A 21,800-nucleotide genomic window follows, 5' to 3' on the forward strand; every position below is an offset into this window, starting at 1 on the left:
GGACGGTCAGTTGGGGGAGGTGCCGCCGGTCCCCGCGGGGGACGGGGCCGGCGGCACGGGCCCGTGCGCGGCGGTGGGGATTCACGGGGTGCCGCGCACGGGGGTCTAGGCGGCGGTCGGGCCAGGGCGGGCCCAAGCGGCCTCGGCTGCCAGGCGTTCGGACCACTGAATGTGGTCCTCGTCGAAGGCGGCGTCCGCCAGGCGTATTCGCTGTACTTCGCCGGTGCCGGCCGGTGGGTAGGTGTGCTGGATGTCGCGCCAGAAGCGCTGGAGGACGTACTCGCCGTCGAGGGCGTGAGCGCCGTGCAGTTCCATGGCGTCCTGGGCGGACTGCGCGGCCCACTGGTGGCCGAGGTACTTGGAGTTGATCAGGTCGGCGTCGCAGGGCAGGCCCTGGTCGAGAAGGTGCACCGCCTGGTAGGCGAGTATCCGGCCGGCACGAAGGCGGGCCTCCATGGCGCCGATGCGGTCCCGAAGAACGGGCAGGTCGGACAGGGTGCCCCGGTAGCGGGGGCGGGTCTTGAGCCGCGTGGTGGTGTTGTTCACGACGGCCTCGTGGATGCCGAGGCTGACGGCGGCCAGGTTGGAACGGCCGTACAGGATGCTGCTGCTCTGGGCCACGGCCAGGCCCTGGCCGACTTCGCCCACCATGGCGTCCTCGGGAACGCGAACGTGGTCGAGGTCGAGGCGGCCGGCGGAGAAGCCGTGCAGGCCGAGAGCGGCCTGGTGGCCGGGGATAAACAGGCCGGGGCGGTCGGCTTCGACCATGAACGCGGTCAGCGCCTGGGAGGTGCTCACGCCGGGCCCTGCGGTGCGGGCGACGACGAGGTGGGCGCCGGCGAGGTGGCTGTTACCGATATGGATCTTGCTGCCGGTGATCACCCACTCGTGGCCGGCGCGTTCGGCGGTGGTCGCCATGCCGCCGATGTGTCCGCCGGCGAGCGGTTCCGTCACGGCGATCGACAGCAGCAGGGAACCGTCCGCGACCCGGGGCAGCCAGCGGCCCTTCTGCTCGTAGGTGGCGAAGTGGAGAAGGGCGCCGACGGGGATCAGGGTCGCCTGCAGTATGGCCGCGGCAGCCGCCGAGACCCGCGCGATGCGGTGGATCAGGATGGTCCTGGCCACGTGGCCGGCGTCCAGCCCGCCGAAGGCGGCCGGGACGGTGACGGCGAACCAGCCCCGCGCGGCCATCAGGTCGGCGGCCTTGCGCTCCACTTTGCCCGGGGCGGCCTCCATCCGTGCAGCGCGCGGCGCGATGTGTTCGGCCGCGAAGGCGTCCGCATCCTGCCACAGCAGGTCGTGGCGGGCGGTGAGGTAGGGACGCAGCGAAGGTGGCGGTGCGGTGGGTGCGGCGGACATGGTCTCCCTCTCCCTGGGTGAAGGTCGCAACGCGGAGCGGGTGGGGGGAACGGCTTAGCGGGCGGGGGCGCGGGCGATGTGGTCCATCACCTGCGCACTGGCGTTGATGACGATGTCCCGCAGACGGCGGGCTTCGGCCAGGGGCCGCTTCTCGGGGTCGATGACGCACACCGTGCCCAGTACGGTGCCGCTGTCGTGGATGAGCGGGGCGCCGAAGTAGGAACGGATCCCGACGGCGTCGACTACCGCGTTGCCGCTGAAGCGCGGGCTGGCGTGCACGTCGTGCAGCGGCAGGGCCTTCCGGCGCGCCATGACTTCCGGGCACCAGCCGTGGTCGCGGCTCATGGTGCGCCCGACGATCACGAACCCGCTGTCCGCCGGAGGCTGGTGCAGCCCGACGAAGGTCTGCTGCTCCAGGAAGAGGTTGACGAACCCGTAGAGGAACCCGGCCTGTGTGGCCATGTCCCGGGCCAGATCGTCGAAGTCCTCGTCGGCCGTGGTGGGAACGCCCAGGCGGTGCAGCAGTTCGTAGCGCTGCGCCAGCTCCGGCGCCTGCTGGGCCGACTGGCTGGGGAGGGCGGTGTCCGGCGGGGTGAGGGGGCCGCGTGCGGCCTCCCGCATGTCGCGTCGCGGAAGAGACTGCGCGGGCGGTGCAGCCTGCGGCGTGCGGTAGGGGTGCTGAGACATCAGGCTTCCTGGAGGGTGGTGGGTGCGGAGTAACCGCGCCCGGCGGAGGTGCGGGTCTCGGCGTGGCCGACGAGGGTGAGCAGGACGCCGGCGACGTGGTTGCGGTCGCGGGCGTCGCAGGCGACCACCGGTACGGATGCGGGGAGTTCGAGGGCGGTGCGGACCTGCTCGGGGTGGTAGCGGTGTGCGCCGTCGAAGTGGTTGACGGCGACGACGAAGGGCAGGCTGATGTCCTCGAAGAAGCTGACGGGGGTGAAGCTGCTCTCCAGACGGCGGGTGTCGACCAGGACGACCGCCCCGACGGCGCCGCGGGCCAGGTCGTACCAGAGGTCGACGAATCGGTCCTGGCCCGGCGTGCCAAACAGGAAGAGCTCCAGGGGCATGGGCGCGTCGGGCAGGCTCAGGCGGCCGAAGTCGAAGGCGACCGTGGTGGTCCGCTTGGCCTCCAGGCCGGCCAGGCTGTCCACGTCCGCGCCGGCCTCGGTCAGGTACTCCTCGGTGCTCAGCGGCGTGATCTCGCTGACGGCGCCCACGGCGGTGGTCTTGCCCGCGCCGAAGCCCCCGGCGATCAGGATTTTCAGCACGATCGGCGCGGTGCCGGCGGGCGGGCGCGGTGAAGGACGCAGGAGCACGCGGGAGTCATCCGGCCTGGGGGTAGCGGGTGGCATTGGGGAACTTCCTCTTCAGGCCGGCGGAAACGGCCGCCAGCAGCTGGGTGGAGGGGCCCGCATCCGAGTCCGAGCCGGATGCGGCATAGGGGGCGGTGACGGGGACGACCAGGGCGTCGGCGTCCAGCAGGTCGGAGACGAGGACCTTGACGGCGGTGACCGGCCGGCCGAGGCGGCCCGCCAGTTCGGTCACCGACCGTCGGTGTGCCCGGCACAGTGCGAGGATCTCCGCGCACTCCTCGGCCTGTGCCGGGCCGTGCCGGCCCGACCCCGCTTCCAGCACCGTGTCCAGACCGAGCAGATGCCTCGGCTTGGTGCGCCCGCGCGTCAGGGTGTAGGTCCGCACGAACGTCGATTCCTCGGCCGCGCGGCCGTGCCCGGTCACCGGACGTCGCCGCTCGTGCCGACCCGGACGGGGATCTTCATGTAGGGGGCGAACTTCGCCACGAGGCGGCCCATCTCGAAGCCCACGGAGCCTGCGTCAGCGTCCGTGGTGGCGACGACGACGAGGATCGTCTCCACCTCACCGCGCTCGTTGCCGGGGCGGTTGTCGAAGGCGGCGCTGCACCCGGCGCTCTGGACGAAGTAGAGGCAGTCGTCCCGCTCGATGATGATCTGCCGGGCCGGCCGCTTCTTGTGGCTGGGGCCGGTGATGTTCGAGGCGAGCGAGGCGACGCCGCTGATGGCGGCCGACAGCTCGTCCGCCCAGTCCTTGTCCACGTCGCTGTCCAGCAGACGCAGCCCGTCCCGTGACAGCAGGACGGCGTGCGTGACGCCCGGGGTGTCGCCGGCGAACTGACGCAGCAGCCAAGCCATGTTGTCCCGCTGGCCGCTCGGGCTGTTCTCGGGCGCGGACACGCCGGTCACGGTGCCGGTCTCGTGGTGGGTGCTCATAGGGATCGCTCCAGAAAGGGGAAGGGCCCGATGCGTGGGAGTGGGCCTGCAGGAATGGGGGCCGTGAATGGTTCAGGGGTTGGGGTGCTCGTCCGGAGCAGGGGGAGAGGGGGTGGTGCCGCCGGCCTGGATGCCGGAACGGAAGGCGGCGGCCAGCCCCGGCGTCGGTGCGGCCACGGGCGCTTGCTCGCGGGGTGGTCGGAACGCGCCGGCCTGGCGGGTGCGGGTTGGTAGGGCGGGCGCGCTCCCCGGATGACCTGCCGCGGCGGGGCTTGGCGTGCCGGGGGGACCGGGGCGGGTGGCATGGCCTGGAGAAGGGGCTGCCGGGGCCGCGGTGGTCTGCCGCACCGGCGGAAGGGCGGACCGAGGCTGCCCCGCGGGCATGCCGGCGTCCTCGACGGGGGGAATCGCGACGAGGAGTCGCCCGGGGATGACGACGAGGGCGGTGGTGCCTCCGGTTGTGTTCTCCTGCAGCACGACGGAGAAACCGTGCGATTCGGCGATCTTCGCCGCGACCAGCAGCCCGAGCTGCCCGGCCCGCACCTGGCCGCTCACGTCGACTTCGCTCGGCGCCTTCAGGAGGTGGTTCATCTGTGCCCGCGTCTGCGGGTGCATGGGCATGGCCCGGTCCTCGACCTCGACCGCCAGTCCGTTCGCGACCCGCTGTGCACGCACCATCACCTTCGTCGCCGGGTCGGAGCTCTCACAGGCGTTCTCGATCAGCTCTGCCAGCAGGTGAGTGAGGTCCGGACCCACATGGCCGGGGAGGCCGAGCTCGGCGCCTACGGACCCGGCGGCGACGGCCACGCGCGGATACTGCACGACCTCGGAGACCGCCCCGCGCAGCGTGGTGGTGACGGGCACGGGCTGACGTGTGCTGCGCAGGGACTGCCCGCCCAGCACCGCCGTGCTCTCCACCTGACGCCGCATCCGCGTCACGAGGTGATCGATCTCGAAGATCTTGGCCAGCAGCTCCGGGTCGTCGGTCAGCATCTCCAGCTGACTCAGCGCCTGGAGTGCCTTGCCGACCAGGGCGTGCTCGCGCATGGCCAGGCGGCGCAGAACTTCCAGCAGGACGACGGACTGGGACTCGTCGTGGACGCGTATCAGGGAGGCGATGGCCTGCACCTGCAGTGCACCCAGCGCGTTGTTGATGCCGTCGTTCGCGCCGACCGGTGGCGGCGTCTGTGGGTCCTGCAGCGTGGGGCGCCCACCGCGGCACAGCTCGTCTGCCGACCACTGCACCGACTTCTCGACGGCCGCCGCCGCCTCCGCCACGGTCGCCAGCGCCGCTGCCCGGGCCCCCTCCACGGCCGTCTGCGCTGCTGCCTGGGCTTCCTCTGCTGCCGTCTGCACGGCTTGGGCGAAGGTGCGTGCCTGGCGAGCCGCGATGGCTGCGACCCCACCCAGTCCACAGACCAGACCGGTCAGGAGCCAGCCGGGGCCCACCGCGGAGACCGACCGGAGGGCGAAGGCGGCTACGAGCAATGTGCCAAGGAGTACCAGGGGCACGGCCACGGCGCGGCGGGCACGGTGCAGCGTGATCGCGTCGACCGGAGGCCGCCGTCGGCGGTGGTCGGTAGCGGCCGGCCGTGCCGGGAAGGCGCTGTCAGGCATGAGGATCCTCGTCAGGCGTGGGTGGCGTGCTGCGGCGTCAGGTCGGGGCTGGTCGTGCGCGTGCTGGAGGCGGCCGAGCGCGGCGCTGGCACCGAGACCGGGCTGTGGCGGTGGGCAGGTCCCGCCGTCAGGACCTGAAGGAGCCGGGCGCTTTCGATCAGCCCCATGTGGCTGAACGCCTGCGGGAAGTTCCCGAGCTGGCGCTGCTGGACGGGGTCGTACTCCTCCGCCAGGAGCCCGAGGTCGTTGCGTAGTTCCAAGAGGCCCTCGAACAGGGCACGGGCCTCGTCGATGCGGCCGGTCAGGGCCAGGCCATCGACGAGCCAGAAGGAGCAGAGGAGGAAGGCGCCCTCATCGCCCTTGAGGCCGTCCACCCCGGTGCGGTCGCCGAGGGTGGGGTACCGGCGCACGAGCCCGTCAGGGGTGGAAAGCTCACGGCGTACCGCGTCCACGGTGCCGACGACGCGCGGGTCGCTGGGCGGCAGGAAACCGACCCGGGGATCAGCAGCGTCGCGGCGTCCAATTCTCGCGAGCCGTAGGACTGGGTGAACGTGTTGCGCACCGGGTCGAAGCCCTTGTCACAGACCTCCCGGTGGATCGTCGCCCGCAAGTCGACCAGGGGTGCCAGGTCCATGTCGAGCGCGCCGGCTTCGGCCAGGCGGATGGTGCGGTCGACCGCCACCCAGGCCATCACCTTGGAATGGACGAAATGCCGGCGGGCCCCGCGGATCTCCCAGATGCCCTCGTCAGGCTCCTGCCAGCGCTGCGCCAGGTGCTCGACGAGCCGCTGGTGCAGGACCGAGGTGTCGGCGCAGTGGGCGACACCGCTCTGATGCGCGACGTACAAGGTCTCGATCACCTCGCCGTACACGTCCAGCTGCAGCTGATCCGCCGCGCCGTTTCCGACCCGTACCGGGACCGAGCCCTCGTACCCAGGAAGCCAGGGAAGCTCCCGCTCCCGCAGATCACGCTCCCCGGTGATCCCGTACATGATTTGCAGGTTCTCCGGATCCCCGGCCACGGCCCGCAGCAGCCATCGCCGCCACGCCTGCGCCTCCTGCCGGTACCCGGTCCCCAGCAACGCGGCCAGCGTTGTGGCGGCGTCGCGCAGCCAGGTGAAGCGGTAGTCCCAGTTCCGCCGGCCGCCGATTTCCTCGGGCAGCGACGTGGTCGGCGCCGCGACGATCCCACCGCTCGGCCCATAGGTCATCGCCTTCAGCACGATCAAGGAACGGATCACAGCCTCGCGGTAGGGCCCGTCGTAGGCGCACTCCTGTACCCAGTCCTGCCAGAAGGTGAGCGTCTCGGCGAGCGCGGTCTCCGAGTTGGGAACGTCCGGTGCGGCTGCGTGGGACGGGCACCAGCTGAGTACGAACGCCATACTCTGTCCGGCGGTGACGGTGAAGGCGCTGACGACGACGCCGTCCTTCTCGACCTGCGGGACGCAGGTGTCGAGCCATAGAGCGTCCGCGCCGGCCTCCGCGACCATGCGCCCGCCGACCTCGTGGATCCACGGGCTGACGCTGCCGTATCCCGGACGCGGACGCATGGCAGAGACCATCTCCATCTCGCCGGCCAGTCCCTCGATGATCCGGATCACCTGCGGTGCCCCGTCGCGTGGCGGCATGAAATCCAGGACCCGGACCGAACCAGTCGGGGTACACCACAGCGATTCGAGAACGAGCGAGTCACCGCGGTACCGGCGCTCAGCCACTTTCCCGGAGCCGGACCGGCCTGCGGACGAGGCCGGGGCGATCTGCCAGGTGCCGTGTTCCTGTGTGCCAAGCAGGTCGGCGAAGACGGCTGGCGAGTCGAAGCGGGGCAGGCACAGCCAGTCGATCGAACCGTCGTCGCAGACGTGGGCGCTGGTCTGCGTGTCGCCGATCAGGCCGTACTGCTCGATACGCGGAAGGCGTTTCATCGTGTAGATCTCCGTTGAGCCCCGCGAACGGGGTGGGCTTCAAGGCCGTCAGGGGCGGCCGGTGAACTGTCGGTGAGGCGGGGCACCGTCGCGGCGGCGACTCGATCTGCGCCGGTGAGGTTTCCTCGCCGACTTGCGGGGACTGATGGCGCGGTCACCGCGGAGAACCAGCCACGCTGTGGGACCGAGGATCAGGGCGATCAGAACCGCTCCGGTGACGGTCATGCCCGCGGTACGGAGGCAGCCAGGACGAGGCAGGCGAGTGCGAGGGCGAAGACCGCGCCACGCAGGACGTTGATTCGAGGTGTCCACCGAGGCCGTTCCCCCTGCTGCTTCGCACGGTCGCTGCCGCAGGTCTCCACTGTCGCGGTGAGTTCCTGGGTCGCCTTGGCGAGTTGGACCAGGTACACCCTGCTGGGCACGTAGCTGTCGGGGACCCCTGCCGAGCCGAGCTGCTGGGCGTGGCGCAGCACCGGTGTCTCCTTCGGCACCATGACGCCGAGTCGGTTGATGTGACCCCGCAGACGCCTCGCGAGGTCTTCCACGTCAGCAGCGGTCTCCGGCAGCGGTGATTCCTCGTCCAGCACGAGCGCCACCGTCTCCGTCGCGGCCACCGCTTGATTGCGCCGCCGGACCGGCTCGTCAGCGACGCGAATCTTCCTGCTGGGCGCGGCGCGTTGACCGTCCGCCTGCCACGGAGCCAGCGCAAGGCGCATGACGCAACTCCTGTTCGAATCAAGCCAAGTCGACTGAGGTCTGCCGTGCGGCGGCGTCGGTTGTCGTGCAAACTGAGTGATCTGGTCGCTACGTTGAGCGAACCGTGAATCGCCGCCGAGGGGTATGCCTGCGCGACTCCCGAGGCCGTCAAAGGCGTCAAAGATCATTTCGGAACCGAGGGGCAGCCCATGGCCCGTGCGCGAAACGAAGCCCTCGCCGCACTTCTGCGCGAAGCTGGCTGGTCCCAGCCACAAGCAGCCGCAGCGGTCGCCCGGGTAGCCGCGGAGAGCGGGGTGCGTGAGCTGGAGGCGATCTCCCGCTCGCACATCGCCATGTGGGTGCAGGGCACACAACCGAGCGGCCAGGCACCTCATATCCTGCGCGAGACGCTGTCCCGTAGACTCGGCCGCCACCTCACCCTGGCCGACCTCGGGCTGGAAGGTGAAGCCACAAGCCAAACCGACAGCGGTTCCGACTGGAGCGTCGACCCTCTGACCATGCTGGCCGAGCTGGGAAGCGACGACCTCGATATGTACCGACGTAAGCTGCTGGCGACCGCCGCGTACTCGGCCGCCGGCCTCGCTTTGCCCACTGCCTCGTGGTGGGCAGCCGCCCCAGCCGCGGCGGCGAAGCGGCCGGCGGTCTCCCCGTGGCCGGTGACCCAGGCCGACATCGATGATGTCCGGGGCTTGACGACTTTCTACTCCGCGCGCGACCAGCAGCGCGGCGGAGCCTCCGGTCGCTCGGCCCTGGCCGGCCACCTTCGCGACGAAGCGGTGCCCCTGCTCGGCAGCGGGTTTCGCACGGAACAGCTCCGCCGCGACACGTACTCGGCTGTGGCGGAGATGACCTACCTCGCCGGCTGGATGGCTTTCGACGCCTCCGAACACCGCACCGCCCAGCGCTACCTCACCCTCGCCGCCCGCGTCGCGGCCGAAGCCGGCGACGGACCGCTCGGCGGCCACATCCTGCGCGCCCTTGCCCACCAAGCCGTGGACCTCGGACATCCGCGTAGGGCACTCGCCCTGGCTGACGCCTCCATGTCCCGCGACCGCTACGGTCAGGCGAGCCCCCGGGAGAAAGCCCTGCTCGCGATCGTCCACGCACGAGCCCTGGCGGCCGACGGTGACCGCCCCGCAACCCTCGCGGCCATCAGCCGCGCGGAACGGGACCTCGCTCGAGCCGACAACAACGAGGCGCCGGGCCGCGTGGGCTTCTTCCAGGAAGCCTCCCTTGCCCACGAGACAGCCTGTGCCCTGCGCGATCTGGGCCAGCCGCTCGACGCGGAGATCCACTTCAAGCGCAGCGTCGCCACCCGCCGCCAGCAGTACGCCCGCACCCACAGCGTGACCCTCGGCTACCTCGGTGCCGTACAGGTGCAGCAGGGCCACGTCGACGAGGCGTGCGCGACCTGGAGCCGTGCTCTGGACGCCATGACCGGAGTGCAGTCCGGACGGGCCCGGGACGTCATCGTCCGCATGCGGAGTGACCTGTCTCCCGTGCGCGGCCGCGGCGGCCGTCACATCGCGGAGCTCGACCGCCGCGCCCGGGAGATGCTGCGAGCCATAAGCTGACACCCGATCACGTCGGCGTCCTGCTGCGAGGCGTCCGGCCGTGCCGGTAGTCAGAGGGATGGAGAGGGAAGAACGGTGCCCAGCTACGAGGTCAGCTCGATCGCCACGGTCGTCGGAGGTCATACCCAGGTCCTGGACGACTACCAGGGCGGCGTCCGCTCGGTCATCCGGCTCAACGACGAGTACCCGCTGGAGACCCTCCAGGGCATCGAGGAGTTTTCGCACCTCACCGTGACTTGGCGCTTTCACCGGGCGCGCCCCGAAGACGTGCAGTTGCACGCCCGCAGCCCGCGCGGCGACGCCCGATGGCCGGCGACCGGTACCTTCGTGCACCGCAACCACCGCCGCCCCAACCAGCTCGCGATCAGCTTCCCGCGCCTGCTCGACGTCGACGGCCGAGACCTTCACGTCACCGACCTCGACGCGGTCGACGGCACCCCCGTTCTGGACCTCGCCCCGTACTTCCAGCAGATGGGCCCGCGAGGCCCGATCCGCCAGCCGGCCTGGCCCGGTGAGATGCTCGCCCTGACCTACTGGAGCGACGCCAGCGAGCGCCCGTAGGCGTGTGGAGAGCAGCGGGGCACCCTTCAGGCGGCCACTCGGCTCGTCGAGTACGCACGGCATGAAGACTCCCGGTGTCACAGGAAGTTGGCAGGTCCGTAGGTTTCTCGACGACATGGGTTGTCACGCCGATCGGGAGAGGAGCCCAGCGGACTCCGGGCAACGGAAGACGGCCCACACGCCCTTACCGGTGACCCCTTGGGAGTTTTTTCGCGGCGCTGCCGTCCAGTAGTCGGCCACCGCGTCGACGAGCTTCAGACCGCGGCCACAAGTGGCATGCGGGGCAGGCCGAACGGCCGCCATGGGCGCCTCGTTGGAGTTGTCAGTGACCAGAACACCCAGCGCTCTGCCCGGCTTGAGGGCCAGCGCGATACCGACGTGCTCGCTGTCGTCCGTCGGCCGCATCCGGCCGTGCAGCACCGCGTTGGTGACCAGCTCGCTGACAGCCAGTACCACCCCGTCGGTGAAGTCCCCCGCCTCGGGGAAGCGCCAGCCGAAGAGCTGCTGCCGGACGAAGGACCGCGCGTCGCGAACCGACGCCGGCGTGCTCTCGACCTCGATTGCCGCACGCTCGATTCCCTGACCGTCGGCCAGCTCCGCCAGGACCGTGTGGTACGGCGAGGACGTCATCGATCCACCTCCCTGTGGGTGACGAATGCCGCGCCTTCCCGCCGCAAGGTGCGGTGGGAGACGGCGGCGAACGCAGGCCCGGCGACCGGGCGTTCCACGCCACCGGCCGACGAGCGGTTCGTCGGGCTTCTGGGAGCAGCAAGGTTCGCCCCACCGGTATCGACGAACAACAGTCACCCTTCGCCGATCAGTCACTTCTTGCTTGCGGGTGACTGATCCGGTCGCCCGGCCGTCGAATCAGTCACTGATCCCGCGGATGGGGGAGTGCCTCACCGATACGCTGCCGGGAGTAGGAGCAGGGCGAGTTGGAGGAGGGGGCCTTGGACCACAAGCCGCACCGTCCGTCCTGTGCGCAGCGGTTACGCGAGGACGCCGCCGACCGTGGAGAGCCGGTCCAGGAAACCGCCCATCGGATCCACGCCCACTGCGGTGTGACGCTGCTCCGCGCGCATCGCCTGGCGCGGGGACTGACCCTGCAGGAGGCCGCCGACGGCCTCAACGATCTCGGAGCGCGGTACGAAGCAGCACCCCGGGCGGACGGTGATCAACTGGGTCACTGGGAAAAGGGCCGGCAGCCCCGCCCGGTCACCGTGGACCTGTTGTGCGAGTTCTACGCGAGCACGGCCCAGGGCCTGGGACTGCGCGGAAGCAGCCAGTCCTCCTCGCCGGACGAGCCTCCGGCTGAGGAGAGGGCGCCGGCACGGAGATCCCAGCAGGCACTCACCCCCGCGGTCGCCCCACGACGCGCGGCGGACACGGTTCCCCTCTCCTTCGAGCAGCAGATCGACGCCGCCCGGCGGTCGGTCGACCGCACCCTTGCGGTGGGCACGGTGACGCCCATGCAGCTGGACCTGCTCGACGAGCAGCTGCTGTGGGCGCGCGAACAGTACGTCTACACGCCGCCCGCGCCGATGATCGAGATTCTGCTGGGCCACCTGTTCTAGGTGGAGGACATGGCCGCCCACCGTCAGCCAGCCGCCGTACAGGTCCGGCTCTCCGAACTCACAGCGATGATCGCCACACTGATCGCCGACGCCCTGATGAAACTTGGGCACCTCCGCCGGGCGCAATCCTGGTACGCCACTGCCCGCAACGCGGCCGACGACAGCGGTAACACCGAGCTGCGCGCCCGCGTCCGCGCACAGGCCGCCATGCTCCCCTACCACTACGGCCCGATCGAGGCCGCGGTCGCCCTGTCCAGAGAGGCACGGATCCTCTGCCGTAACCGGCCCACGCCCACCGCCGCCTTCGCCTCGGCTGCCGAGGCGCGGGCCTTGGCGAAGCTTGGCCACGCGGAGGGAGCGGGAGCCGCCCTTCGGCAGGCCACCGAGATCTTCGAGCGAAGTCACGCCAGAGCGGACACGGGCAACGACGCCTTTGCCTTCCCCGAGCGGCGCTTCCTCCTCTACATGAGCGGCACCCTCACCGCCCTCCGGCGGACCGCCGAAGCCCGACGCGTCCAGGAGAACGCGCTCGCCCTGTACCCGGAAAAGACTGGCATCGACCCGGTCCTCCTCCACTTCGAGGCAGCCCTCTGCCTCGCCCACGAACACAGCACCGAGGAAGCATGCCAACTGGCGGCCGCCACGTTCCTGCGGACGGATCCAGCGCATCGGACCCCTATCGTCGAGGAGCGGGCGCGGGAGGTCGTGGAAGTCCTGCCGCCGCGCGTTCGAGGCAGCCGTGTGGCGCGGGAACTGCGCGAGATCCTCGCGCTTCCTCCCGGTCAGATGTGACACTCGGCCATGTGTCCGCGAGCCTGGAACGCATGAGAGAGATGGCGCCGGCACCCGGCGGGTACGACGAGGCCGAGATGCACCGGATCCTGGAACGGGCGTGCGCTGCCGCCGGCCTCGACAGCCGCGGTTCCCGCCTCCTCCGCGGCCACACCAACGCGGTTGTCCTGCTGGAGAAGGAACAAGTCGTCGCGAAGATCGCCCGCAAGGGCTCCCGGGTCGAAGACGTGACCCGCAAGGTCGAGTTCGTCAGGCGGCTCATGGCCGCGGGCTTCCCCACCGTTCCGCTCCACCCCGTCGACCAGCCCCTCCTCGTCGACGGCCACGCGGTCACCTTCTGGACCTACCTGCCCCAGCCCGAGCAGCTCGTAGAGGCCCAGCAACTGGCCCAGCCCCTTCGTGAGCTCCACAACTTGCCCCTGCCACCGCTTTGCTTCCCCGAGCACGACAACGTCGGGGCCATTCGACGCTCACTGTCCGCCATAACATGCCTGCCGCCTGACGCCATCCGATTCATGGAAGCGCAGACGGACCGCCTCGCAGCCGAGCTCCGAGACATCCGTTTCCCCCTGGCCCGAGGACTGATCCAAGGCGATCCCCAGCACCGGAACGCCCTCCACGCCCCGGACGGCGGGGCGGTCCTATGCGACTGGGATACGGTCGCCTACGGCCAGCCCGAATGGGACCTGGTCACGATCGAGGTGCACTGCCGCCGCTTCGGCTTCGACCAGCATCATTACCGTCGCTTCGCCGACGCCTATGGCTGGGACGTCACCGCTTGGCCGGGCTACCCGGTACTTGCTGGACTGCGCGAACTACGCATGATCACGACCAACGCCCGAAAGGTTCACCACGCGCCAGCGAGCCTTGCTGAGGTGCAGAGGCGGGTGGAAGCACTAGGGAAAGGCGATCGGGCGTTTCGGTGGAACATCCTCTGACGGGGCTGTCTGAACTGCGGCGCGGTTCTCCTTGCTGCCCGGTCCTCGAACGCGGCCAAGAGGTCGACTGCCGGTGATAGCAGTAAGAAGTGCGAATCGTTCTCGTGAGCGGCCCTGGTACTCCGCTTGAGGTGGCCGACGAGGTGGTACAGCCACTGCTGCATATCCGACTCGGGCAACCCCACGTCGGGTACGGCGTAGAACTCGCCGAGACGCATGCGGAGACGGCCGGGCGGGGTGCCGGCGTATTCATGCAGTTGTCGCTCTGCGGCGGCGATGACCCACGGGCGGCTGTGCCACGTCTGCCTGAGGCCGCGTTTGAGATCTCACTGATTTGCGTGTGAGAGTCGTCGGGGTCCGGGTCGGGTTGCCGGTCGGCCGCGGGTGAGCCGGCGGACCATGATGCCGATCATTGCCCAGCGGATCATGGTCTCGGAGTGCGCGGGCTGCTGCTCGTAGTCGCGGGCGAGGCGGTGGTGTGAAGCTTCCCCGTGATCTTGGACACGGTGTTGTTATGCCGCGAGGGCCTGATCTTGCCGATAGCGCAGGCGTGTCTCGTGGTGCGTGAGGTAGCCCCAGTGGATCTGTTTGCGCAGGCGGCGTCTGTTGTAGAAGGTTTCGATGAAGTTGAAGATGTCGGCGCGGGCAGTGGCCCGGTTGTGCCAGAAGCGGGTGCCATCTCTTCTTTCAGGACCGCCCAGAAGCTCTCAGCGGCGGCGTTGTCGAAACAGCTCCCGGTCCGGCCCATGCTTTGCCGGTGCCCCAACTCACCAATTCTGGTGCGGAGTTGACCGGAGGTGTATTCCGATCCGCGGTCGCTGTGGATCACGCATCCCGGTTCCAGGCGGCCCAGCGCGGCGGCCATGTTCAGGGCGTCGACGACGAGTTCGGCCCGGTGGTGGTCGGCCATCGAGTACCCGATGACCTCGTGCGTGGCCAGATCCAGCCAGGAGGCGAGGTAGAGCCAGCCCTCGGCGGTGGGGATGTAGGTGATGTCCCCGACGATCTTCGTTCCGGGGCGGGTGGCGGTGAAATCCCGGCCGATCAGGTCCGGTGACGGTGCCGCCTTGGTGTCGGCCTTGGTCAGGCTGCGGCGGCCGGTGCGCCGACTGTTCCCGGCGATGCCGCGTTCCCGCATGACCCGTGTCACCCGCTTGCGGTTGACCAGCCTGTCCTGCCGGCGCAGTTCGGCGGTGACGCGCGGGACGCCGTAGTTCCGCCGGGAGGCGAGGTGGATTACCGTGATCTCGTGGGCCAGGGCCTCATCCGCCCGTCGCCTTGCTGCACGGGCTTCCCGTCCGGCCACCCACGCGTAGTACGTGGAGCGGGCGGTCTTCGTCACCTTGCACAGCAGAGTGATGGGGTAGTTCGCCTTCTCCGCGTGGATGAACCGGCATATCGCGCTCACCGGTCGCTCTCCTTCGCGAAGAAGGCCGTCGCTTTTTTCAGGATCTCTATCGTCTTCGCCTGCTCAGCGGTCAGCTTCCGCAGCCGCTTCAGCTCCTCGTCCCGAGCGTCGCCGCCCGGCCCGGCACCGGGCCCGGTCTCTTGGGCGGCGCGGTCCCTCTTCACCCACCCCCGCAGGGACTCCGAACTGACCCCGAGCTCTCGGGCGACCTCGGTCACCGTCCGGCCCGACGACCGCACGAGCTCGATCGCGTCCCGCTTGTACTCGTCCGAGTACCGCTTCGTGTACTTGCTTCCCACCTGGCACTGCTTCCTCTGGAACCCCAGATCCCAGTCTCCAGGTGTCCACGATCAGGGGGAAGCTTCAACTCGGAGGTGGAGGCCCTGCCGGTCATGCTGCACCCCAGCCGGGTCAGCGACGACAAGGCCACCGCGGTGCCGGGCATGCGCGTCGTCACACCCACCTTGTTCGAGAAGCTGAAGGAAGCCGTGACCAGTTACGCGGCCGCGCTCACCAGCACCCCGGACCGCTGGGCGGACGAACAAGCCGTCCACGAACAGCTCGCGCACCACAAGCTGACCGGCGACCGCGTCTTCACCACCTACGCCGAAGCCGTCCGCACCTCCTGAACCACGTACGGCTTCAAACCGGTGGCGACCTGCCATGATGCGCAGCAGGCCGCCATCGGTGCAACCGCGGATGGGTCCGAAAGCCACCATCCGCACGACACGGTCGGCGCACATCTCGCGTACGGATCACGACCAGATGGCGTCCCTTCGCCTGACGTGACGAGTACCTCCATTGGGCCCTGCGACATCGCCGACGACGGCACCACCCGGACCAATGGCCGGTGGTGCCGTCGATTCAGCCGGGTTCAAGACTGACGTGCCGCCTCATCCAGCCGGTTACGCGCGGTGCGCAGCAGTCCTTCTGCCCACACAGAGCGGTCGACGCCCTCGGGCGGTCTTGTCGACTCGGCGTGGGTGGCGCCGAGCGCACGGGCGATCGCCTCCACCGCGAGACGCCGCACGAGCTCGTCGTCATACTCACCGCGGCCTTCCTCGGCGAGCCTCAACAGTGCCCTCAGCAGCTCGGCGTCGAACCCGTCATGAAGGATCTCCCCCGCACCCGAGATCGCGGCCATGAACGCGTCGTCATCCTTGTCCCACTCGGGCGAGCCCAGCAGCTCCAGGATCTGGCCCCGATACGTGGCGCCCACGCGCCAGTGCCCGGTGAGCACCTGCACGGCGAGCGCCGAGACCTCGGCGTCGTCCGGGTGGATCAGGTACTTGGCGACCAGCGGCTCGTACACCGGACCGCCCGCGCGGGCCACCGCGTACAGTAGCTGGTACAGATCTTGGCCAGCTCGGCCCTCGGAGACGGTCTGGGCGATCTCCTTTACCTCCTGCAGTAGAAGAGTGCCGTCCTTCGCCCGCCCGATCAACTGCTTCACATAGTCGTCACGCGTCACTGTCATGCTCCACTCACCCTCGGGGGACGAACTGCTCGGAGAAATCCAACATTCTGCTGGCTCGCCCCAGGTCGGCGATGAGCAGGTCGCGCCTGGCGCCGGCCGTGTTGGGATTGGCCAGCTCCTTGTTGATACTCCCGATGGTCTTGAGCAGGCCGTTCTGGGCGTCCCGTACCTCGTGGACATGATCCCACGGGGTGCCGTCCGCCTTTCGCTTGACCACCTCGCCCTTCAGTTCGCGAGCGGCCGCGGTCAAGTCCTTCATCTGCACGTGCTCGGATATCCGGTCGAGCTTAGCGGAAAACTCCGAGGGGACGACCTTGCTCCCGAGCCTGATCGCGTCGGCGATGTTGTCGAGTTGCTTGGGCAACTTGGCCGCGTCGCCTGCCAGCGGAAAGAACCCGGCTGCGCCAAGAGCGGTCCCGGCCTTGTCCTTATCCACGACGGAGCGGCCCAGGTCGGCGGCGTCGCATCCGGCGCCGGCTACCGGCACCCAGCCGCAGACCATCAAGGCGACCTCACCGGCCACTCCCCATGACGGACCACTGGCAGTCCCCTTATAGTCGGGGTCCGGAGCCATCCCCGGGCTGGGACTGGGCGTCGCGGTGGACGGCTCGTCGCTGCCGTACTTCACGGCAGGTAGCGGTCGCGGACCTGTTTTGTACACGACCTTGTACGAGACGTTGCTGCCCCTAGTGCTGACGGTGAGCTTCAGCGACGAGCCGTCGGGGTAGCTGTAGTTATAAGTCTTCGTGGAGTGGTAGACCCAGGTCCCGTTCGGACCCATCGTCATGTAGTCCCGGTAGGTGCCGCCGTGGCCGTCGCTACACCCACGCTCGCAGTCCGTGATCGGCCGCAGGCCGGAGGGGTCGGACTTCGTGACGGGGGTGTTGTTGGCGTAGGCGTAGCCGTTGAGGGACTCGTGGTCGTCGGGGGCAAGGATGGGATCGACGGAGAGGAAGCGTCCAGTGGCCGGGTCGTACTCGCGGGCGCCGATGTGGGTGAGCCCGGTGTCGACGTCGACGGGTTTACCGAGGAAACCCTTGTCGTCGGGCCAGGTCTGCGGTGTCGCGCCGCGTGCCTCGCCGAAGGGTTTGGTGTAGCGGCGGGTGATGGCCTGAGTGGTGGCGTCCACCGTCATCGATGCGGTGCCGTGGTGGTCGTCGACCATCCATGACAGGCCGGTCTCGGTGCGTACGGCGCTGGCGTCGCCGGACGGGTAGTAGCGTTGGGCGGTGAACTTGTTGGCAGCTGTGTCGTAGTGGAGTTCCTGGCTAGCCAGGTAGAGGACGGTCTTGTCGGGGCCGCGGCGGATCAGGAGATCGCCGTTGGCGTCGTAGAGGTAGTCGGTGGTCTTGGTGCCTTCGGTGAGGCGGCTGAGTTCTCCTTCGATGTCCCAGACGAGGCTCTGTGCAGTGCTGGAGGAGCCGTAGCGCTTGGTGGTATTGCCCTGCTCGTCGTATGTCTGGGTCCTGGTGGCGCCGCCATTGACGGTGATCGAGGTCAGGGTGTGGGGCTGGCCGGCGCCGTTGGCGTCGACGGCGGGGTAGCCGTAGGTGGTCGTCGTGTCATCGGCGGCCTTGTGCTCGACTTGGGTGTCGCGCAGACCGCCGGGCTTGTAGGTCCAGCTCGTCCAATAGGGGGCCGGGCCGCCGAGGGCGGACGCCGAGCGGGCGGTGTCACAGTCGTTGGAGGACGGGGTCCAGGCTTCGGTCAGACGGCGATAGCCGTCGAAGGCGAAGCACTGGGTGTCCTCTCCGTTAGCCTTGTCGGTGATCGACTTGACGTTGCCGGTGGCGTCGTAGTCGTAGTCGACGTCGCTGGTGTAGCCCGCGTTGGTCTGGTCGACCGTGTGGGAGTTAGCCAGCCGTCGGGTGCCGTCCTCGTAGCGGTTGAGGATCTGGAGCTGCTTGGCGCCGGTGGAGGTGCCCAGGCGGGTCTCCTCGATCTCGCCGTACGGGGAGTAGCCGATGTCCTGAACGTAGTCGGTCATGCCGTCGGTGCTGGTGAGCATGCCGACGTCGTTGTAGCTGTTGGCGACGGTCTCGGCGGGCAGGCCGGCCACCGCGGGCATCGAGGTGGACTGAACGGTGCCGTCGATGTTGTACACCTTGGTGGTGGTGTACGTCTGAGGCGCGCCCGCCGCCACGAGCGGGTCACCGGCGGCGATGACGGTCTTGATGCCCTTGGAGCGGCCGAGCGCGTCGTAGCCGGTGACGACCTGGGAGTAGATCTTGCCGGTGGTGCCGCCGACATAGCGGATGGCGGCAGTTGGCTGTCCCTTGGCCAGCGAGTCGTAGGTGAACTTGGTCAGTTGGTGGGCATTATCCTGCACTCCGTCCCATGTGCCGGTCATGCGGCCGAGCTCGTCGTAGGCGGTGATCAGGGTGCGGGACGTGCCGTTGAGAGTGCTGGTGATCGTCAGCGGCTGGTCGATGTCGTTGTAGGTGGTGTCGACCTGGCCCTTGTCAGGGTCAGTGGAGCTGATTTGGCGGCGGCGCAGGTCGTAGCCGTACCTCCAGACCGCGCCGTCCGGGCCGGTCATCTTCTTAAGCTGGCCGCCGGGCGTGTACTCGAACAGGGTGCGGGTGTAGTCGGTGCCGGTCGGAACCGGGCCGCCGTACTCGCGGCGCTCGGTGATGCGGCCGCGGGCGTCGGTGATGGTCAGTGTGCCGGTGCCGCCCGGGGCGGCGGTGACGGCGGTGCGGTCGCCCTGCTCGTCGTTCTTGGTCCGCCACTTGTACTGGTCGTACACTCGGAAGATGGATTCGGTGGCGCGGCCGGCGGCGTCGAAGACTGTCTCAGTGGAGGCGGGGACGGAGCCGGGGAAGGTGTTCGCCAGGACGCCTGAGGGTGCGTTGTTGTCGTGGACCTGCTCGTTAACGAGGTAGGCCAGACCGCGGTCGTCATAGAGAGTTTCGGAGATCACCCGGCCGCCGTTGGGCGCTGGGACCTGCTTCTGGCGGGACCGCAGCAGGCCGTCAAAGATCTCGTAAACGCTGTTGTAAGTCTTTCCGTCGGCCTTGAGGACGTCGGTGCGGACCCAGGTCTCCTTGTCGTTATTGACGCTGTAGGCGTACACATTGTTGGCGGCGTTGCCGAGTGCACGGGAGCGGTTCGGCTCCCAGACCGAGACGAGGCGGCCGAGCGCGTCGAAGGCCCACTCGGTGACGTTGCCGTTGGCGTCGGTGGTCTTGGTCGCGCTGCCCCACGCCGGGTCCACCACGGTCGTGATGCCGTAGAGCTTGGGGTCGGTGGTGGTCTTGGACGTCAGGGGGCCGTAGCTGGTGTCGTCCGGAGCATAGGTGGTTGTGGCCGTCTGGTTGAGGGCGTTGGTCTCGGAAAGCGGGCGTCCCAGCTTGTCGTAGGTGGCGCCGGAGATCTTCTGGTAGACGGGTGTCTTGTCTACCGGGTTGTAGCTGGCTACCCGGTAGGAGGCGGTGACGTCGCCCTTGGTGGGCGCCGCCCCGGCCGCCTGACCGTCGTAGGCCGTGGTGACGTCGGAGACGACGTCGTCCGGGACCGTCGGGACGTCGGCGCAAGCTATCGAGTGGGTCTCAGTGCGCGAGATCGCGTTCACCAGCCAGGCTGAGGTGTTGCGGACGTACGAAGTCCGCGTGCAGATCTCGTCGCCGGCCTTGGCAGCGTCGCCGCTGTCCTCGACGGTGAGCGGCATGCCGTACGTGGTGTCGTACGTGGTCTTCGTCTTGACCGTGCGGGTGCCCGTAGAGGTCTTCGTCCGTGTGGCGGTCTCGCCCGCCTGGACGATCCAGGACTCGGTGGTTCCCCAGCTGTAGGCATGGCTGCCGATCCGGTGAGACCAGGGGGTGTTAATGGTGCCGCTGAGTTCCTCGGCGCCGTTGTAGACGATGGTCTCGCGGACGAAGCCGGCGTACTGACGGGAGTCGTCGATGGTTGTGCCGGTGGAGTCCGTGACCTTCTCCACCCGGGCGGTGCCGTCGAGCTCCTTCTCACCGTTCAGGCCTCGCATGTACAGCGTGGACTTCTTGGAGCGCGGGCCTTCGGAGTCGCCGGAGGTCTCCACGACCTTGCCGTAGCCGCGCCACTGCGACCACGTGCGGTTGGACGCCTTGGTCAGGCCCTCGTCGTCGGCGTAGGCCCAGCCAGCGCCGCCCTGGTAGTCGTAGTACTTCTCGCCGGTGTCGCCGTGGCCGTAGGGGTCGTCCTGGAAGACCGAGGTGACCACGTACTTGTGGAACCAGTCGGTGACTGGACTCGCCCCGGACTGAGACCACTTGACCGGGAAGCAGCGGTGGGTGTTCTTGTCGACGGCCGCCGGCATGCTCGAATCCCAGATGCAGTCGGGGTCGGAGTAGTTCACAGTCAGGGTCGAGCCGGTCTCGGACTTGACGGTGCGTACGCGCCACTTGATGTAGCGCAGGGTGTCCGGGCCGCTGCCCTCGACGTGGTTGGCCATCTGGATGCCGCCGAAGACGACCGGTGGCATGGCCGCCGCTGTGGTGTTGGCCTTGCCGGTGTTCTGGATGGACTTCAGCCACAGGCTCGCTGAGGAGGCGTCACCGGTGTCGGGGAAGCTCTGGTCCAGGTGCCAGGTGTCCACGTCCCGCTGGGTGGTGCCGGTGCCGGTCCACACCGAGGTGGTGATGTCGGTGAGGCGCTTGCGGGTGAAGAAGGAAGGGCCGATCTGGGTGGTGCACTTGGTGCTGGCGGCGCAGATCATGTCGAAGGGCACGTCGGGCCAGTTGGCCTTAGTGGTCTCGGTCAGGCTGGAGCAGCCGCCGGACACGACGCAGCGCTCGGCGTAAGTGAAGCGGACCTGCTGAGCGGCGGGCTTGCTGTAGATCAGGTCGCTGCGCAGGCCATAGTCGATGCGATTGAGGTAGCCGCCGCGGATGTAACTTGTGCCGTTGACGCCGGTGTCGGCGTTCCTGGAGTAGTAGTTGGTCTCCTTGGTGTACCAGTACGTGGAGGCGTTGTCGTGGGTGTCCACGACGTAGTCCAGGTTCCAGCGCCAGGCCTGGTAGCAGTGGGAGTCGGCGAAACCGGTGGACTTGTAGCAGGGCTCGCCGGAATCGTCACCGAAGACCGGGACGGTCCACACGGAATTGGTGACCGGGTCGTCGTCGGCAGTGTCTGTGGTGCCCTTGTCACTCCAGCCGGGTAGGCGGTGCTTGCCGAAGAAGTACTGGGTGCCGGAGGCGTCCGTGACCTTCCAGTACTCGGTATTGTTGTCGCCGTTGGCGGTGGCGCCGGTCAGGTGCTCAACGCGGGTGCCGTCCTCGTTCTTCACCTTCCACGAGCCGCCGGACGCCTCGGACAGGGCGGCGGTGTCGCAGGCCGCCTTGTTGGCGCAGGTGTTGACCAGTTCCACCGCCTTGCCGTTGAGGACCAGGGTGGCGTTGGCGTACTTCCAGCACTGGTCGCCCTTGCCGGACTGGCCGTCGTCCTTGCAGGATCCGTACTTGCGCTCGATGTACGACTCGGTGATCGAGAAGCCCTCGCCGATCACCGAGGTCTGGTTGTTCTCTCCGGCCGTGCGGCCGTCCACCGAGGCGGAGTTGTAGGAGATGGACAGGTTCGGGGACGGACCGGCCGTCGTGGGGGGAACCCGCAGCGGGTAGTTCCAGGTGAAGTCAC

Annotated in this window: 18 protein-coding genes and 1 pseudogene; 6 read left to right on the forward strand and 13 right to left on the reverse strand. The window is 68.8% G+C overall.

The annotated features are described in order from the left end of the window. Positions 1-105: 105 nt before the first annotated feature. The 8 genes and pseudogenes from ACIP5W_RS30490 to ACIP5W_RS30525 all read right to left on the reverse strand — a co-directional run bounded on the left by ACIP5W_RS30490 (position 106) and on the right by ACIP5W_RS30525 (position 7,862). Complete coding sequence (locus tag ACIP5W_RS30490; protein ID WP_401480385.1) at positions 106-1,359, reverse strand: acyl-CoA dehydrogenase family protein; 1,254 nt, start codon at positions 1,357-1,359, stop codon at positions 106-108. A gap of 54 nt (positions 1,360-1,413) precedes the next feature. Further along, a complete protein-coding gene (locus ACIP5W_RS30495) occupies positions 1,414-2,046 on the reverse strand; it encodes a GAF domain-containing protein (RefSeq protein ID WP_401480387.1) in 633 nt (210 codons plus the stop codon). After that, positions 2,046-2,630 carry a GTP-binding protein gene (locus ACIP5W_RS30500; RefSeq protein WP_401480389.1) on the reverse strand — a complete coding sequence of 195 codons (585 nt, stop codon included), beginning with the start codon at positions 2,628-2,630 and terminating at the stop codon, positions 2,046-2,048. Before ACIP5W_RS30500 ends, ACIP5W_RS30495 begins: the two co-directional genes overlap by 1 nt. A gap of 55 nt (positions 2,631-2,685) precedes the next feature. Next, the gene (locus ACIP5W_RS30505) at positions 2,686-3,099 is read right to left on the reverse strand and encodes a DUF742 domain-containing protein (RefSeq protein WP_401480391.1); all 414 of its coding nucleotides are present in this window, start codon (positions 3,097-3,099) and stop codon (positions 2,686-2,688) included. Next, entirely contained in the window at positions 3,096-3,608 is a 513-nt protein-coding gene (locus ACIP5W_RS30510) for a roadblock/LC7 domain-containing protein (RefSeq protein ID WP_401480393.1), read from the reverse strand. The genes ACIP5W_RS30505 and ACIP5W_RS30510 overlap by 4 nt, the downstream gene beginning before the upstream one ends. Positions 3,609-3,680: 72 nt before the next feature. Further along, positions 3,681-5,225, reverse strand: coding sequence for an ATP-binding protein (locus ACIP5W_RS30515; RefSeq protein ID WP_401480394.1), 1,545 nt, complete (start codon positions 5,223-5,225; stop codon positions 3,681-3,683). Between the two features lie 11 nt (positions 5,226-5,236). Next, a pseudogene (locus ACIP5W_RS30520) lies at positions 5,237-7,146 on the reverse strand (glycoside hydrolase family 15 protein). Positions 7,147-7,367: 221 nt separating this feature from the next. Beyond that, on the reverse strand, positions 7,368-7,862 hold the full coding sequence (locus ACIP5W_RS30525; protein ID WP_401480396.1) for a DUF6415 family natural product biosynthesis protein: 495 nt from the start codon (positions 7,860-7,862) through the stop codon (positions 7,368-7,370). A gap of 189 nt (positions 7,863-8,051) precedes the next feature. Here ACIP5W_RS30525 and ACIP5W_RS30530 point away from each other — a divergent pair, with 189 nt between their 5' ends. Then, positions 8,052-9,437, forward strand: coding sequence for a Tat pathway signal protein (locus tag ACIP5W_RS30530; protein ID WP_401480398.1), 1,386 nt, complete (start codon positions 8,052-8,054; stop codon positions 9,435-9,437). A gap of 75 nt (positions 9,438-9,512) precedes the next feature. Then, the gene (locus ACIP5W_RS30535) at positions 9,513-9,998 is read left to right on the forward strand and encodes an SAM-dependent methyltransferase (RefSeq protein ID WP_401480400.1); all 486 of its coding nucleotides are present in this window, start codon (positions 9,513-9,515) and stop codon (positions 9,996-9,998) included. A 123-nt stretch (positions 9,999-10,121) separates the two neighbouring features. On the opposite strand, the gene ACIP5W_RS30540 is transcribed toward ACIP5W_RS30535, so the two are convergent. Further along, a complete protein-coding gene (locus ACIP5W_RS30540) occupies positions 10,122-10,628 on the reverse strand; it encodes an ATP-binding protein (protein ID WP_363087878.1) in 507 nt (168 codons plus the stop codon). Between the two features lie 320 nt (positions 10,629-10,948). Between ACIP5W_RS30540 and ACIP5W_RS30545 the strand changes: the two genes are divergently transcribed. From ACIP5W_RS30545 to ACIP5W_RS30555, 3 genes are read left to right on the forward strand one after another with little or no spacing between them, the layout of a single operon-like run. Next, a complete protein-coding gene (locus tag ACIP5W_RS30545; RefSeq protein ID WP_401480403.1) occupies positions 10,949-11,572 on the forward strand; it encodes a hypothetical protein in 624 nt (207 codons plus the stop codon). Between the two features lie 9 nt (positions 11,573-11,581). Next, positions 11,582-12,364, forward strand: a complete 783-nt coding sequence (locus ACIP5W_RS30550) for a hypothetical protein (protein WP_401480405.1) — start codon at positions 11,582-11,584, stop codon at positions 12,362-12,364. Positions 12,365-12,396: 32 nt separating this feature from the next. Then, positions 12,397-13,302: a phosphotransferase gene (locus ACIP5W_RS30555; protein WP_401480407.1), complete on the forward strand. Its 906-nt coding sequence runs from the start codon at positions 12,397-12,399 to the stop codon at positions 13,300-13,302. Between the two features lie 424 nt (positions 13,303-13,726). Here the strand turns inward: ACIP5W_RS30555 and ACIP5W_RS30560 are convergent, their stop codons facing one another. Both ACIP5W_RS30560 and ACIP5W_RS30565 read right to left on the reverse strand, forming a co-directional pair. Then, positions 13,727-14,710 (reverse strand): IS3 family transposase, encoded by a 984-nt coding sequence (locus ACIP5W_RS30560; protein WP_401480409.1) that lies wholly within the window; start codon positions 14,708-14,710, stop codon positions 13,727-13,729. Further along, complete coding sequence (locus ACIP5W_RS30565) at positions 14,707-15,009, reverse strand: transposase (RefSeq protein ID WP_401480411.1); 303 nt, start codon at positions 15,007-15,009, stop codon at positions 14,707-14,709. Before ACIP5W_RS30565 ends, ACIP5W_RS30560 begins: the two co-directional genes overlap by 4 nt. 93 nt (positions 15,010-15,102) lie before the next feature. Here ACIP5W_RS30565 and ACIP5W_RS30570 point away from each other — a divergent pair, with 93 nt between their 5' ends. Beyond that, on the forward strand, positions 15,103-15,339 hold the full coding sequence (locus ACIP5W_RS30570; protein WP_401480413.1) for a hypothetical protein: 237 nt from the start codon (positions 15,103-15,105) through the stop codon (positions 15,337-15,339). Between the two features lie 245 nt (positions 15,340-15,584). On the opposite strand, the gene ACIP5W_RS30575 is transcribed toward ACIP5W_RS30570, so the two are convergent. Both ACIP5W_RS30575 and ACIP5W_RS30580 read right to left on the reverse strand, forming a co-directional pair. Next, on the reverse strand, positions 15,585-16,187 hold the full coding sequence (locus ACIP5W_RS30575) for a hypothetical protein (protein ID WP_401480415.1): 603 nt from the start codon (positions 16,185-16,187) through the stop codon (positions 15,585-15,587). 7 nt (positions 16,188-16,194) lie between these two features. Next, positions 16,195-21,738, reverse strand: a complete 5,544-nt coding sequence (locus tag ACIP5W_RS30580) for a polymorphic toxin type 28 domain-containing protein (protein ID WP_401480435.1) — start codon at positions 21,736-21,738, stop codon at positions 16,195-16,197. Positions 21,739-21,800: the final 62 nt, after the last annotated feature.

The organism is Streptomyces sp. NPDC088766 (genome assembly GCF_044750845.1).
GTDB lineage: Bacteria > Actinomycetota > Actinomycetes > Streptomycetales > Streptomycetaceae > Streptomyces.